At 40.5% G+C, this 14,731-nt stretch carries 11 protein-coding genes; all 11 read right to left on the reverse strand.

All coding sequences use genetic code 11. The features are described from left to right. Entirely contained in the window at positions 1-3,195 is a 3,195-nt protein-coding gene (gene carB / locus AC973_RS04395) for a carbamoyl-phosphate synthase large subunit (protein ID WP_048727754.1), read from the reverse strand. Next, positions 3,195-4,283, reverse strand: a complete 1,089-nt coding sequence (locus AC973_RS04400; protein WP_048727757.1) for a carbamoyl phosphate synthase small subunit — start codon at positions 4,281-4,283, stop codon at positions 3,195-3,197. The genes carB and AC973_RS04400 overlap by 1 nt, the downstream gene beginning before the upstream one ends. A 447-nt stretch (positions 4,284-4,730) precedes the next feature. Then, positions 4,731-5,588: a glycosyltransferase family 2 protein gene (locus AC973_RS04405; RefSeq protein ID WP_048727760.1), complete on the reverse strand. Its 858-nt coding sequence runs from the start codon at positions 5,586-5,588 to the stop codon at positions 4,731-4,733. Between the two features lie 316 nt (positions 5,589-5,904). Next, positions 5,905-7,092, reverse strand: coding sequence for an elongation factor Tu (gene tuf, locus AC973_RS04410; RefSeq protein WP_048727763.1), 1,188 nt, complete (start codon positions 7,090-7,092; stop codon positions 5,905-5,907). A 168-nt stretch (positions 7,093-7,260) separates the two neighbouring features. Then, complete coding sequence (gene fusA, locus AC973_RS04415; protein WP_016896551.1) at positions 7,261-9,354, reverse strand: elongation factor G; 2,094 nt, start codon at positions 9,352-9,354, stop codon at positions 7,261-7,263. A 110-nt stretch (positions 9,355-9,464) separates the two neighbouring features. Beyond that, positions 9,465-9,935, reverse strand: a complete 471-nt coding sequence (rpsG, locus tag AC973_RS04420; RefSeq protein ID WP_016896550.1) for a 30S ribosomal protein S7 — start codon at positions 9,933-9,935, stop codon at positions 9,465-9,467. 25 nt (positions 9,936-9,960) lie between these two features. After that, complete coding sequence (gene rpsL / locus AC973_RS04425) at positions 9,961-10,371, reverse strand: 30S ribosomal protein S12 (protein WP_026465805.1); 411 nt, start codon at positions 10,369-10,371, stop codon at positions 9,961-9,963. A gap of 313 nt (positions 10,372-10,684) precedes the next feature. Beyond that, positions 10,685-12,211, reverse strand: coding sequence for a lysine--tRNA ligase (gene lysS, locus AC973_RS04430; RefSeq protein WP_048727766.1), 1,527 nt, complete (start codon positions 12,209-12,211; stop codon positions 10,685-10,687). 228 nt (positions 12,212-12,439) lie between these two features. Further along, on the reverse strand, positions 12,440-12,775 hold the full coding sequence (locus AC973_RS04435) for an ArsR/SmtB family transcription factor (RefSeq protein ID WP_003142497.1): 336 nt from the start codon (positions 12,773-12,775) through the stop codon (positions 12,440-12,442). 49 nt (positions 12,776-12,824) lie between these two features. Then, positions 12,825-13,754 carry a PLP-dependent cysteine synthase family protein gene (locus AC973_RS04440; RefSeq protein WP_048727768.1) on the reverse strand — a complete coding sequence of 310 codons (930 nt, stop codon included), beginning with the start codon at positions 13,752-13,754 and terminating at the stop codon, positions 12,825-12,827. Between the two features lie 75 nt (positions 13,755-13,829). Continuing rightward, positions 13,830-14,705 carry an Hsp33 family molecular chaperone HslO gene (gene hslO / locus AC973_RS04445; protein WP_048727770.1) on the reverse strand — a complete coding sequence of 292 codons (876 nt, stop codon included), beginning with the start codon at positions 14,703-14,705 and terminating at the stop codon, positions 13,830-13,832. Positions 14,706-14,731: the final 26 nt, after the last annotated feature.

Raw genomic sequence — 14,731 nt, forward strand, 5'->3', positions numbered from 1 at the left:
TTATACTAACGCTTTGATTTGGAAACCGCGGTCTTCCAATACGTATAGAATTGCTTCTGCTGTATCGATGGATGTTAATAGTGGCACACCACGCTCGATGGCAGCTTTACGAATTAATTGACCCGAGTTTTGGTCGTGTCGCGCGCGACCCCATGTATTAATGATAATTTGTGCACGTTCTTCGGTAATCAAGTTCACTAATGTTTGCTCAATTTCTTTTTCGTCTGTTACTTCATTTGATGTCACTGCAACAGTATCAATACCTGCAGCTTCAAATTCCGCTTGCATGTCGCCCGTTACCATGACACTGAAGCCAATTTGACGGAAACGTTGTGCCAATGCCAAACTTTCTGCTACGTCAGCCTTGGTAATTGTGAACAAGACATTACCGAAATCATTGACGTGGATGTTGCTACCTGCAAAGGCCTTGTATAGTGCTTTTTGAAGGTTGATATCTGAACCCATCACTTCACCAGTTGATTTCATTTCTGGTCCTAATTGCGGATCAACTAGGTTCAATTTAGTGAATGAGAATACTGGTGCTTTTACATGAACCATGTTGCCTTCAGCGTAAAGACCTGGTTGGTAACCTTGGTCAATAATGCTTTCGCCAAGGATAGCACGCGTTGCTACTTGTGCCATTGGAATACCCGTTACCTTACTCAAGAAAGGTACTGTACGGCTGGCACGTGGATTTACTTCAATCACATAAACTTGGCCATCTTGAACAATGAATTGAATATTCATCATACCCAAGCAATTTAAGCCAAAAGATAGACGTTCAGTGTAATCGACGATGGTCGCCTTCACTTCATCAGATAGACTTTGTGAAGGATAAACGGCCATAGAGTCACCTGAGTGGACCCCAGAACGTTCGATATGTTCCATAATTCCTGGGATTAAGACATTTTCACCGTCACAAATTGCATCGACTTCGACTTCGGTACCCACTACATAATGGTCAATCAAAATTGGACGGTCTGGAGAGGCAATCATGGCATCTTCCATATAGCTGCGTAAGTCGGCATCGTTATCCACGATTTCCATACCACGCCCACCTAAGACATAACTTGGACGTACTAAGACTGGATAGCCAATCTTACTTGGGATTTGTAAAGCATCTTCTACAGACATTGCTGTAAAACCTTCTGGTTGAGGGATTCCTAAGTCTGTTAAGGCTTGCTCGAACAAGTCACGGTCTTCAGCACGATCTAAGTCTTCTACGGTTGTCCCTAAGATAGGAATACCTAATGCATGTAATGGTTCAGCTAGATTTATCGCTGTTTGACCACCAAATTGTACAATAACCCCTTCTGGTTGTTCAAGGTCGATGACATGTAGTACGTCTTCTAAAGTAAGTGGTTCGAAGTAAAGTTTATCCGAAATAGAGAAATCAGTTGAAACTGTTTCTGGGTTGTTATTCATGATAATCGCTTCGTAGCCAGCTTGTTGGATTGCTTTGACAGAGTGAACTGTGGCGTAGTCAAATTCTACCCCTTGACCGATACGGATGGGACCTGAACCTAATACTAAAACAGTCTTTTTGTCTGAAGGCATACTTTCGTTATCAGCACTATAGGTTGAATAGTAGTATGGTGTGTTCGATTCAAACTCGGCCGCACAGGTGTCAACGGTTTTGTAGACTGGGCGAATGCCGTTTGCAGCTCGTAAGTCACGTACATCTGCTAAATCATTTTCCCATAGTCTAGAGATGGCTAAATCAGAGAAACCATAACGTTTTGCTTCTTTTAAGACAGCAACATCTTCTTTATTGGCTTCAAGTGTATTTTCTAATTCTACAATGTGCATTAAAACATCTAGGAAATAGAGATTAATTTTTGTCATGTCATGTAATTGTTCAATGGTATATCCGCGGCGCAAAGCTTCAGCTAAGTAGAAGATACGGTCGTCTTGTGCACGTGTAATCTTATCAATTAAGGTTACTTCATCAGCTTCGCGACTAGCAGTTGTTGCCATGTGTTCAGCACCAATTTCTAGTGAACGGACAGCTTTTAACAGCGCTTCTTCAAGGTTCGTACCAATAGCCATGACTTCACCAGTGGCTTTCATTTGAGTACCTAACTGACGATCACCTTTCTCGAATTTATCGAATGGCCAACGTGGAATCTTCGCAACCACATAGTCCAAAGCTGGTTCAAATTCGGCTAAGGTTGTACCTGTTACAGGGTTGATCATTTCATCAAGTGTTAACCCTACTGCGATTTTGGCTGCAATTTTGGCGATTGGATAACCAGTTGCTTTAGATGCAAGCGCTGAAGAACGGCTCACCCGTGGGTTTACTTCAATAACGTAGTAATTGAAGCTGTTTGGATCTAAGGCTAATTGCACATTGCAACCACCTTCAATACCTAAGGCACGGATAATCTTTAATGATGCATCGCGCAACATTTGGTTTTCGTGGTCTGTTAGAGTCAAGGTCGGTGCGAAAACAATTGAATCTCCTGTATGAATACCAACTGGGTCAAAGTTTTCCATGTTACAAACAACCAAAGCATTATCTGCGCTATCACGCATTACTTCGTATTCGATTTCCTTGTAACCAGCGATTGAAATTTCAATCAAACATTGGTTTACAGGCGATAATTTAAGGCCCTTAGCAACAATTTCACGTAATTCAGCAGGGTCATTACAAATCCCCCCACCTGTTCCACCCATGGTAAAGGCAGGACGTACAATTACTGGATAACCAGCCTGTTCTGCGAAAGCTAGTGCTTCGTCAACTGTATGTACAATATCACTCTCAGGAACTGGTTCATTCAATTCACGCATTAGATTACGGAAAAGGTCACGGTCTTCAGCTTGATCGATAGCTGATAATTTTGTACCCAATAATTGGATACCTAATTCATCTAAAATACCATCATTGGCTAATTCAATCGCCATGTTTAAACCTGTTTGGCCACCTAAAGTAGGTAGAATCGCGTCTGGACGCTCTTTACGTAAGATGCGTGATACAAATTCTAGCGTAATCGGTTCAATATACACTTTGTCAGCAATTTCCGTGTCAGTCATGATAGTTGCTGGATTGGAGTTAATTAATACAACTTCATAACCTTCTTCACGTAAAGATAAGCATGCTTGTGTACCAGCATAGTCAAATTCTGCTGCCTGTCCGATGATAATTGGACCAGATCCGATAACCATAATCTTGTGAATATCAGTACGTTTTGGCATTAAATAGTCCCCTCCAAGTTCTTGTTGTTATCCATTAATTCAATAAAACGATCAAATAAGTGGTCTGCATCATGTGGTCCTGGTGCTGCATCAGGATGATATTGCACACTAAAAGCAGGTAAAGTTTTGTGGCGCACACCTTCTACCGTTTCATCGTTGATTTCGATATGAGTGATTTCTAAATCTGTATGCACTAATGAATCAGCATCTACCGCATAACCGTGGTTTTGAGAAGTGAAATCAATACGACCAGTAGCAATTTCACGTACAGGGTGGTTAAAGCCACGATGGCCGAATTTCATTTTGAAGGTTTCGCCACCATTCGCTAAACACAACAATTGGTGACCAAGACAGATACCAAACAAAGGTATTTTACCTTGAATTTCATTAATCATGTCTAAAGCTTCTGGAATACTCGTTGGATCCCCAGGGCCGTTGGTTAACATGACGCCATCAGGAGCTAAACGTAAAATTTCTTGGGCAGTTGTATCATATGGTACCACCGTTACATTACACTCACGTTTGTTTAATTCACGTAAAATTGAATGTTTCAAACCAAAGTCTACTACGACCACATTCTTACCAGCATTTGGATTCACATATCGCGTTTTAGTTGATACTTGCGCTACTTGGTTTGTAGGCAAGTCTATCGCGCGAAGTGTCGCAAGCGCAGCTTCAATGTCAGTCCCCTCATTTAGTAAACTAGCTTTCATCGTTCCGTGACTACGGATTGTTTTGGTTAATTGACGCGTATCAATATGTTTAATGCCTGGTATATCATATTCCACTAAGAACTCATCCAAGCTCATTTTTGATCGCCAGTTAGATGGGAAACGTGCAACTTCACGACAAATGATAGCCTTCACTGTAGGGTCTACAGATTCAAAATCATCAGCATTTACACCATAATTTCCAATTAATGGAAAGGTAAATGTTAACATTTGACTGTTATAACTCTGGTCAGTTAATGATTCTTGATAACCTGTCATTCCTGTTGAAAAGACTACTTCGCCAATAACCTCTTTCGTAGCACCAAAAGCTTCACCATAAAATGTTTCACCAGTTTCTAACAACAATATTTTTTCCATTTTTTCACTCACCTTCAACGAACACACCGATTATGACCATTTACATTTACACCATAAAAAAAAGCACTTAGCCCGAGGGCTAAGCGCTTTACGACACTACAAGTAAATTGAAGATATAGTAAACAAACCATTCGCATGGTTTCACTTGACCCCTTGAAAGCCTCACAGGACTTGATTAAAAGGTTGCTTTGTTTTTTCTAAGATTACGCTATTGACTATGCAAAGTCAACAAAATCATGTAAAAAATTATCATTTTTCACAATTTTATATACAATCTACTCATAGAATTCTGATAAATGGCCCTTAAATCCGGTCTCCTGAAATTTCATTACTATATTAATTTAGGTTAGAATGTGCAAATACTGTATAAAAATGAAAAGATAACAAGCAAGCACAAATCCTTATTCCTTAAAGCTACTTGTCTCTTTACAAATGCACTAGCTTTATTTAGCTTGTCTTATCGAATGCTTCTCGTTCAATCTTATGCCAACTATGCAAGTGGGTACTATAAGTAATCGCAGCATATAAACGAACAAATAGTAGATAGGGTCTATAGAAGATCGAATCTAGAATTGTAATACCAAAAGCTTTTAAGGTATCCCCGCGGAAAAATTGATAGTCTTGGATAAAATATCTGCCCACGTAGAAAACCATCGTTTGAAAAACACAAAACAGAAAATATAACAGCGCAAGTGCTATCGCGGAAGAAACATTTAACATGCCTAGCATGAATAATAAAGAAATAATGATGATACCTAGTAATTCAATAAATGGCGCCATCAATTCATATAGAAAATAGAATAAGTACGATACGGTACCTAGTAAACCATATTTAGGATTTAACATGATGGTACGGTGTTGCCACATACTTTGTATTAATCCTCGATGCCATCTCGACCGCTGTTTCGCCAAGTCTTTTAAAGTAAAAGGCGCTTGCGTCCAACAGATTGCATTCGCAACATACCGATTATTATAGGGGATTTTATTCTCCACGTAATACCGATGTAAGCGTAAGGCCAAGTCCATGTCTTCAGCCACACTATTCACATCATAACCATTCACACTAATAAGCGCTTCCTTTTTAAAGAGACCAAACCCACCCGATACATTTAAATTACCATTAAAAGCATCGCTAAAAATGCGAGAGCCCATAAAGGCTCGTGAATACTCTAGTGACTGCATAGCTGCTACCAAACTTTTAGAGATTTTTGTTTCCACAGGATATGCATGTTTAAAAACAACATCATTTGAAACGCCTAATAAATCACCAACAGCAACCGTAGTCGCATCCTCAAAGATATGCATAAAACACCAAATTTCATTTAAATTTCGCTGCCATAAGTATACTCCCTTGGTTCAAAAAAAGATATTGCGGCAAAATATTTCGTTATTTGTTTATATCATTCATGATATTTCGTTAGGTAACTGTTTTGCATGCATGAAAGATAGCATGGCCTTTTGCCGTACACAAAAATAGTGTCAATGAGATTCAACATGAAATCTCACCAACACTATTTATTATAGAACCATTTATTATAGAAGCACAAAAAAAGACGACCGAGTCGTCACCCGGTCGCCTTTCCAATTTGCAAATTTGATTTTTAAAGTTTAATTGTGTTAATTAAGCTTCGATTGTAGTGATTGTACCCGCACCTACAGTACGTCCACCTTCACGGATAGAGAATTTAGTACCATCTTCGATCGCAACTGGGTGAATCAATTCAACGTCCATATCAACGTTGTCACCAGGCATAACCATAGCTACGTCTTCTGGTAAAGTGATAACACCAGTGATGTCAGTAGTACGGAAGTAGAATTGTGGACGGTAGTTAGTTAAGAATGGCGTATGACGTCCACCTTCTTCTTTAGATAAAACGTAAACTTGCGCTTTAAATTTAGTATGTGGAGTGATTGAACCAGGAGCAGCCAATACTTGACCACGTTGGATGTCTTCACGTTGAACACCACGTAATAATGCACCGATGTTGTCACCAGCTTGAGCGTAGTCTAAGTTTTTACGGAACATTTCAACACCAGTTACAACTGATTTACCGATTTGTTCTGCAATACCAACGATGTCAACTTCGTCACCTGTACGAATTTCACCACGTTCAACACGACCTGTAGCAACAGTACCACGACCAGTGATTGAGAATACATCCTCAATTGGCATCATGAATGGTTTGTCGTTGTCACGTTCTGGTTCTGGAATGTAAGTATCTACAGCTTCCATTAATTCCATGATTTTAGCTTCTTGAGCTTCGTCGCCTTGTAATGCTAATAAAGCAGAACCAGCAACTACAGGTAGATCGTCACCTGGGTAGTTGTACTCAGATAATAAGTCACGAACTTCCATTTCAACTAATTCTAGTAATTCTTCATCGTCAACTTGGTCAACTTTGTTTAAGAATACTACGAATGCTGGAACACCAATTTGGCCAGCTAAAAGGATATGCTCACGAGTTTGTGGCATTGGACCATCAGCAGCAGATACTACTAAGATCGCACCGTCCATTTGAGCAGCACCAGTGATCATGTTTTTAACGTAGTCAGCATGTCCTGGGGCGTCGATATGCGCGTAGTGACGGTTAGCTGTTTCGTACTCGATGTGTGAAGTATTGATTGTAATACCACGTTCTTGCTCTTCTGGAGCGTTATCGATTGAAGCGTAGTCTTGAGCTTCACCGAAACCGTGTTTAGCTAATACAGTTGCGATTGCAGCTGATAAAGTTGTTTTACCGTGGTCAACGTGTCCTAAAGTACCAACGTTAACATGGGGTTTTGTACGTTCATATGTTTGTTTTGCCATTTTATGTATTCCTCCTAAGAATAGAAAATATAAACCTAAATTTTATAGATTTTCAATAAGTTCATTATAGTCAAACTCGCTTCAGAAATCAAGCATCTAACCTTTGAAAAACCTAGCAGGTACTTGATTTCCACGAGTAAGCCTATGGTCAAAGTCTTAATTTAAAAATTAATCTTCTGAACCTTTACCATATTGTTTGATAATGTCTTCTTGAATAGATTTTGGTACAGCTTCGTAATGATCGAATGTCATTGTGAAAGTACCACGTCCTTGAGTTGCAGAACGTAAAGTAGTTGCGTAACCAAACATTTCTGATAACGGAACTTGTGAGTTAATCATCAACGCGTTACCACGTGGTGTTTGACCTTCAATACGTCCACGACGAGCTGATACGTGACCCATAACGTCCCCTAAGTATTCTTCAGGAACTTGGATGTCAACACGCATCATTGGTTCAAGAATTGCAGGTTTAGCAGATTTAATAGCGTTACGTAACGCTAATGAAGCAGCAACTTTGAAAGCTGTCTCAGATGAATCGACATCATGGTAAGAACCATCGTAAAGTTTAGCTTTAACATCGATTAATGGGAATCCAGCTAATACACCGTTTTCCATTGCATCTTTAAGACCAGCTTCAACAGCAGGGATGTATTCACGAGGAACCACACCACCGACGATTGCATTTTCAAATTCAAATCCAGCACCTTCTTCGTTAGGTGTGAATTCAATCCATACGTCACCGTATTGACCTTTACCACCTGATTGACGAACGAATTTACCTTGAACTTGAGTTTGTTGTGTGAATGTTTCACGGTAAGATACTTGAGGCGCACCTACAGTTGCAGAAACATTGAATTCACGTTTCAAACGGTCAACGATAATGTCAAGATGAAGCTCACCCATACCAGCGATGATTGTTTGACCAGTTTCGTGGTCAGTTGACGCACGGAAAGTTGGATCCTCTTCAGCTAATTTACCTAAAGCGATAGACATTTTGTCTTGGTCAGCTTTAGTATCTGGTTCGATAGCAACTTCGATAACCGGCTCAGGGAATTCCATTGACTCAAGGATAACTTTGTTGTCAACGTCACATAATGTATCACCTGTAGTAGTGTCTTTAAGACCTACGGCAGCAGCGATATCACCAGAGAATACTTCATCTACTTCAGAACGAGAGTTAGCGTGCATCATTAAGATACGACCTAAACGTTCACGTTTGTCTTTAGTAGCATTTTGGATGTATGAACCTGATTGAACAGTACCAGAGTATACACGGAAGAAAGTTAAACGACCTACGAATGGGTCAGTCATAACTTTAAACGCTAATGCTGAGAATGGTGCATCGTCGTTCGCACGAACTTCGATCACTTCTTCTGGGTTGTCAAATGCATGACCTTGGATTGGTGGTACATCAGTTGGTGCAGGTAAGTAGTCGATAACTGCATCAAGCATTAATTGAACACCTTTATTTTTAAAGGCAGAACCACACATTACAGGGAAGAAGTCAACGTTAGTAGTTGCTGTACGGATAGCCGTTTTCAACTCTTCTTTAGAAATCTCTTCACCTTCAAGGTATTTTTCCATAATATCTTCATTCACGTCAGCGATTGATTCAATTAGGTTTGTGTGCCATTTTTCAGCTAATTCGCGGTATTCTTCTGGAATTTCGCGTTCTTCGTATTCTCTACCGTCATCAGAAGTGTAAACTTCAGCGTTCATTTCCACTAAGTCAATGATACCTTCGAAGTCATCTTCAGAACCAATTGGTAATTGGATAGGTTGAGCGTTTGCTTGTAAACGTTCGTGGATAGTGTTTACAGAGTATAAGAAGTCTGCACCCATTTTATCCATTTTATTTACGAATACAATACGAGGTACTTTATAAGTATCTGCTTGACGCCAAACAGTTTCTGTTTGAGGCTCTACACCCGATTGGGCATCTAGTAAAGCTACTGAACCATCTAATACACGCAATGAACGCTCAACTTCAACAGTGAAGTCCACGTGTCCTGGGGTATCAATGATGTTTACACGGTGGTCTTTCCATTGTGCAGTTGTTGCAGCAGATGTAATAGTGATACCACGTTCTTGTTCTTGCTCCATCCAGTCCATTTGTGCCCCACCATCGTGAGTTTCACCGATTTTATGGATTTTACCAGTGTAGAACAAGATACGTTCAGTAGTCGTCGTTTTACCAGCATCAATGTGGGCCATGATACCGATATTACGAGTCTTTTCAAGAGGAAATTCTCTTTTAGCCATCTTATCTTTACTCCTTTTTTCTTTGATTCGTTTAATAATTGGTTTCCACAATCATTATAACGTTTTTAGAGAAAAGTCGACAATATAAATTATCGACTTTTAGAAAACTCTTACCAACGGAAATGTGCGAAGGCTTTGTTAGCTTCTGCCATACGGTGTGATTCTTCACGTTTACGAACTGAAGCACCTGTATTGTTAGCAGCATCCATAATTTCGTGTGATAAGCGTTGTTCCATTGTGTTCTCCCCACGTAGGCGAGCGTAGTTTACTAACCAACGTAATGCCAAAGTTTGACGACGTTCTGGACGAACTTCGATTGGCACTTGGTAGTTAGAACCACCAATACGACGAGCTTTAACTTCTAAAACTGGTGCGATGTTTTCGATTGCTTGTTCGAAAACCTCCATTGGATCGTTACCTGTTTCAGCTTTAATGTTGTCGAAGGCAGTATATAAAATAGTAGCTGCTTTACCACGTTTACCATCAACCATGATACGGTTGATTAAACGAGTAACTAATTTTGAGTTATAAATTGGATCTGGTAATACATCACGTTTTGCAATATGTCCTTTACGAGGCATTTGTGCTCCTCCTTTCGAATTTTAATTATTTAGGTTTTTTAGTACCGTATTTAGAACGGCTTTGTTTACGGTCGTTAACTCCAGCAGTATCTAACGCACCACGAACAACGTGGTAACGAACCCCTGGTAAGTCTTTCACACGTCCACCACGGATAAGAACAACACTATGTTCTTGTAAGTTGTGGCCGATACCTGGGATGTAAGCTGTTACCTCGATCATGTTTGATAAACGAACACGAGCGTATTTACGTAACGCTGAGTTAGGTTTTTTCGGTGTCATAGTACCTACACGTGTACAAACTCCACGTTTTTGAGGAGAGTTTGTAGAAGTAGATTTACGTTTCATTGAGTTGTAACCACGGCCTAAAGCTGGAGAACCAGATTTTTTAGTTGAGCTTTGGCGTGATTTGCGTACTAATTGGTTAATAGTTGGCATAACTATAAGCTCCTCCTTCCCATTAATGGGTGATTTTTTTGTATATACTTTATGCTCACACATCCAAGCGTGTCATAATTTTTTTGAAAAAATAAAAATCGCTTTACAGCTACGATTTCAGCTTTTCAATGTTTGTGTGCTAATGTACCAGTCAGCACGACTGTTCGATTTGGATACAAATACAGGAATCTGCATACAAAAAGCACCTTATATAATTTATCACATTCGCAAGGTCGCGTCAACAAATAATCTCAAAAAAATAAAGACCACTTTTACCCCGGCTAGCATGGGAAAGTGTGGCCTTTTTTTATACTTACTGTTCTACGTTTCTCATTGTTGGGAATAGTAAGACGTCACGGATAGATTGTGCGTCTGTTAATAGCATAACCATACGGTCGATACCAATTCCTAATCCGCCTGTAGGCGGCATACCTGTTTCTAAGGCTTCTAAGAATTCTTCATCTAGTGGATGCGCTTCGTCGTTACCCTCAGCCTTTTCTTTCACTTGGGCTTCAAAACGTTCACGTTGGTCAATTGGATCCGTTAACTCGGTAAAGGCGTTACCAGATTCTGAACCTACAATGAATACTTCAAAACGGTCAGTAAAGCGTGGGTCTTCTTCGTTTTTACGTGCCAATGGCGAAATCGCTGTTGGGTGACCGTAAACGAATGTTGGTTGAATTAAAGTGTCTTCAACAAATTCTTCAAAGAATTCGTTAATGACATGTCCAACTGTAAAGTTGTTTTCAACTTGTACATGGTGCTCTTTGGCAATTGCGCGAGCTTCTTCATCTGTCATTTCTTGCCAGAAATCAACGCCACTCGCTTCTTTAACTGCATCTACCATGTGTACACGACGCCATTTGCCACCTAATTCGATTGCTTGACCGTCGTAAGTGATACTTGTTGTACCCAATACTTTTTCAGCGACTGATTGGAATAAACCTTCAACTAGGTCCATCACGTCAGTCATTTTGCTATAAGCTGTATAAACTTCAAGCATAGTGAATTCAGGGTTGTGCGTTGTATCGATCCCTTCGTTACGGAATACACGACCGATTTCATACACACGTTCCATACCACCAACAACTAGACGTTTTAAGTGCAATTCTAGGGCGATACGTAGATATAATTCCATGTCTAAGGCATTGTGGTGGGTAATGAATGGACGCGCTGAGGCACCACCAGCAATGTTATGTAAGACAGGTGTTTCAACTTCTAGATAGTCGTTACTGTCTAAGTAGTGACGAACTTCACGGATGATTTGCGAACGTTTTGTGAAGCGGTCGAATGATTCACGGTTGGCAATTAGATCTAGGTAACGGTGACGGTAGATTTGTTCTACGTCTGTTAAACCATGGTATTTATCCGGTAATGGACGTAAAGCTTTTGTTAGGTGGACGAATTTCGTTGCTTTAACAGATAATTCACCAGTGTTTGTACGCATTAAAGTACCTTCAACACCAACGATATCCCCTAAGTCAGCTTTCTTCCATAAGTGGTCGTAATCCTCTTCATCGATGTGGTCACGACGCACGTAGATTTGAATGTTGCCTGACATGTCTTGGATGTTCCCAAAACCAGCTTTACCCTTACCACGTTTCGTTACTAAACGACCGGCAATGGCTACGACGTCATCCATTTCAGCTAATTGCTCTTTGTCATAAGCCTCATATTTTTTGTGTAAATCAGCTGCTACTGCGTTACGTTCAAACCCTGAAGCAAATGGGTTATAGCCGCTTTCTTCTAACTCAGCCATTTTTTCACGACGGACAAGTAGTTGGTCGTTCAACCCTTCAGTCGCATCAGTAGCTTGATGTTGATTATTTTCTTCAGTCACTATATACACTCCTTACTTTATCTATCGTTATCCTCTAGTCAATTTGATACTTATCTATATTGCCAACTTTCTGCCAAAAAAGCAAGCGACCCTTGTCGACAATTTCTATCAGAACAGTTTTTTCGGATAAACTGTCGTCTCTCTATGAGAATACGAAAACACAAGCATTGTACCAAATTTTCAGGTTAAAGAAAACCTTATTATGGTAGGAACTGCTTATGCTTTCAATTATTGGTCATCCTCTTCTTTAATATGCGTAAAGGCATCCGTTAAAATTTGCAGGACATGGCTGTCTGCCTGGCTGTAAATGACCGTATTTCTTTCCTTACGTTTCTTTACTAGCCGCAATTCAAACAATTTCTTTAATTGATGGGACACTGCTGATTGTTCCAAACCTAATTCTTCAGAAATCTTAGTAGCCATCATTTCGCCTTCACCCAATAAATATAGTATGCGTAATCTTGTCGGATCCCCCAAAGCCTTAAACATTTTACTCAAATGTTGAATTTGCTCCGGTTCAACCGTACCATGTAGATCCTCAAGATGTTCTTCTGCTTCCTTCATAAAAGCCTTCTTTCACTTTTAATAATGTTTATTCACTCAATTACTTCTGTTAATTGATTGTATTGAAGTCGAAAGCACCTTCAGCAACAAATCGTCTACCATCATCTGGAATAACAACGACTACTTTTTTGTTTTGGCCTAGTGTTTTAGCCACTGCGATAGCTGCTGCAACTGCCGCACCACCTGCTGGCCCTACCAATAAACCTTCATTGATGGCTAACAAACGACTAGTTTCTTTGGCCTTGGCCAAATCAATAGCCACAATACTGTCGTATAAAGTGGTATCCAAATTCAAAGGCAATAAACCTGGGTTGAATCCAGTAGCTACACTTGGCTTAGCCATTTCACCTGACAAGAATTTGCTATCCTTATCTTCTACCGCGTAGAGTTGGATATCCTTATTCTCTTGTCTAAGGGTTGTTCCAACGCCCGTCATCGTCCCACCAGTTGCGACAGTTGATACAAAGGCATCTGGCGCGCCGTTTAAGGCTTCGATGATTTCTGGTCCTGTTGTTTTTTCATGGACGGCAGCGTTGCCCTCATCATCGTAAACATCAATAAATAGGTGGTTGCCCGCTTCAGCGTAAGCCCGTGCTTGGGTCATCGCATCTACAACACCTTGTTTGCCGGGTACTAGTTGCACTTGAGCCCCGTATGCACGTAAGATTGTCAAGTCATGGTGAGTGGCCGTATCTGGGACAAAGGCCTTTGTATCATAACCCTTGCTCGCTCCTAGTAAGGCGAAAGAGGCAGCAACTTCGGCTGTGGTTGCGACCACAATTTGTTGGTCCGCTTGTAAGCGACCCTCATTTTCCGCTACTTCAATCATGTTTAAGGCAACTCGGTCGTAAATTGATCCGGTTGGGTTAGCTGTTTCGAGTTTGACGTATACCTGGGCGGCTTTATATGGGACTGTTCGTTGCAATTTCAGTAATGGTGTTTCTCCGATTAATTGACTCATATAATTTGTAACTTCCATGTTCTAGCTCAAACCTTTCTCTATAAAATGATTGCATAGCCTTGTTGATTGTGCCTATTATAGCAAACCTTGACCTTAAGCTTGGTCTTCAATGCCTTTTAAATCTTCAGCTGTGAATTGATAGCGTTTATTACAGAATTGACATACCACTTCGGCCCCGTTATCTTCTTCGATCATAGCTGTGATTTCTTCTTTTGGTAAAGTCGCTAATCCAGCTGCAAACCGGTCTTTGTTACAGTCACAAGCGAATTGCACATCACGTTCATCTAAGAATTTGACATTTTCTTCCCCTAACAAACGGTTGATCATGTCTTTGGCTGTCGCGCCATCTGACAATAATTCGGTTACTTGCGGTGTTTCAGCAACGGCCTTTTCAACGGCTTCAATAGATGATTCAGTCACCCCTGGCATCAATTGGATCATCCAGCCACCAGCGTTAATTACTGTTTCATTCGTATCCACCAAGACACCTAAACCTACTGCAGAAGGCGTTTGTTCAGAATAAGCAAGATAGTACGTGAAGTCTTCAGCGATTTCACCTGAAACGATTGGCACTTGACCTGAGAAGGGTTCTTTCAAACCTAAATCTTTCGTTACGGTAAAAAGTCCTTCCGTTCCAACCGCGCCACGTACATCAATCTTGCCTTTGTCGTTTGGATCTAGGCTGATATGTGGCTCTTGAACGTAGCCTTTCACATTTCCTTGACCGTCCGCAACAGCCACTAACTTACCAGCCGGGCCATTCCCGTTGATTTGGATAGTGATTTTGGCATCATCTTTAATATCAGACCCCATCATCAAAGTACCCACTAACGTACGTCCTAGGGCTGCTGTAGAAGCAGACCATGTATCATGTTTCTTTTGTGCCTCTTGGACAATACCTGTAGCATCTACAGCTGTAATACGAACTTCACCATCAAAGGCCACTGCCTTAATTAATTTATCTGTCATTCATTTCACTCCATCATTAGGTGCTA

Source organism: Carnobacterium sp. 1290_CSPC (genome assembly GCF_001053265.1).
Lineage (GTDB): Bacteria > Bacillota > Bacilli > Lactobacillales > Aerococcaceae > Aerococcus > Aerococcus urinaeequi.

Excerpts from the sequence above, each read along its gene's own strand:
- AC973_RS04405 (WP_048727760.1), bottom strand. The coding sequence starts at position 5,588 with ATGCATATCTTTGAGGATGCGACTACGGTTGCTGTTGGTGATTTATTA.
- tuf (WP_048727763.1), bottom strand. The coding sequence starts at position 7,092 with ATGGCAAAACAAACATATGAACGTACAAAACCCCATGTTAACGTTGGT.
- AC973_RS04400 (WP_048727757.1), bottom strand. The coding sequence starts at position 4,283 with ATGGAAAAAATATTGTTGTTAGAAACTGGTGAAACATTTTATGGTGAA.
- rpsG (WP_016896550.1), bottom strand. The coding sequence starts at position 9,935 with ATGCCTCGTAAAGGACATATTGCAAAACGTGATGTATTACCAGATCCA.
- AC973_RS04435 (WP_003142497.1), bottom strand. The coding sequence starts at position 12,775 with ATGAAGGAAGCAGAAGAACATCTTGAGGATCTACATGGTACGGTTGAA.
- fusA (WP_016896551.1), bottom strand. The coding sequence starts at position 9,354 with ATGGCTAAAAGAGAATTTCCTCTTGAAAAGACTCGTAATATCGGTATC.
- AC973_RS04440 (WP_048727768.1), bottom strand. The coding sequence starts at position 13,754 with ATGGAAGTTACAAATTATATGAGTCAATTAATCGGAGAAACACCATTA.
- rpsL (WP_026465805.1), bottom strand. The coding sequence starts at position 10,371 with ATGCCAACTATTAACCAATTAGTACGCAAATCACGCCAAAGCTCAACT.
- hslO (WP_048727770.1), bottom strand. The coding sequence starts at position 14,705 with ATGACAGATAAATTAATTAAGGCAGTGGCCTTTGATGGTGAAGTTCGT.
- carB (WP_048727754.1), bottom strand. The coding sequence starts at position 3,195 with ATGCCAAAACGTACTGATATTCACAAGATTATGGTTATCGGATCTGGT.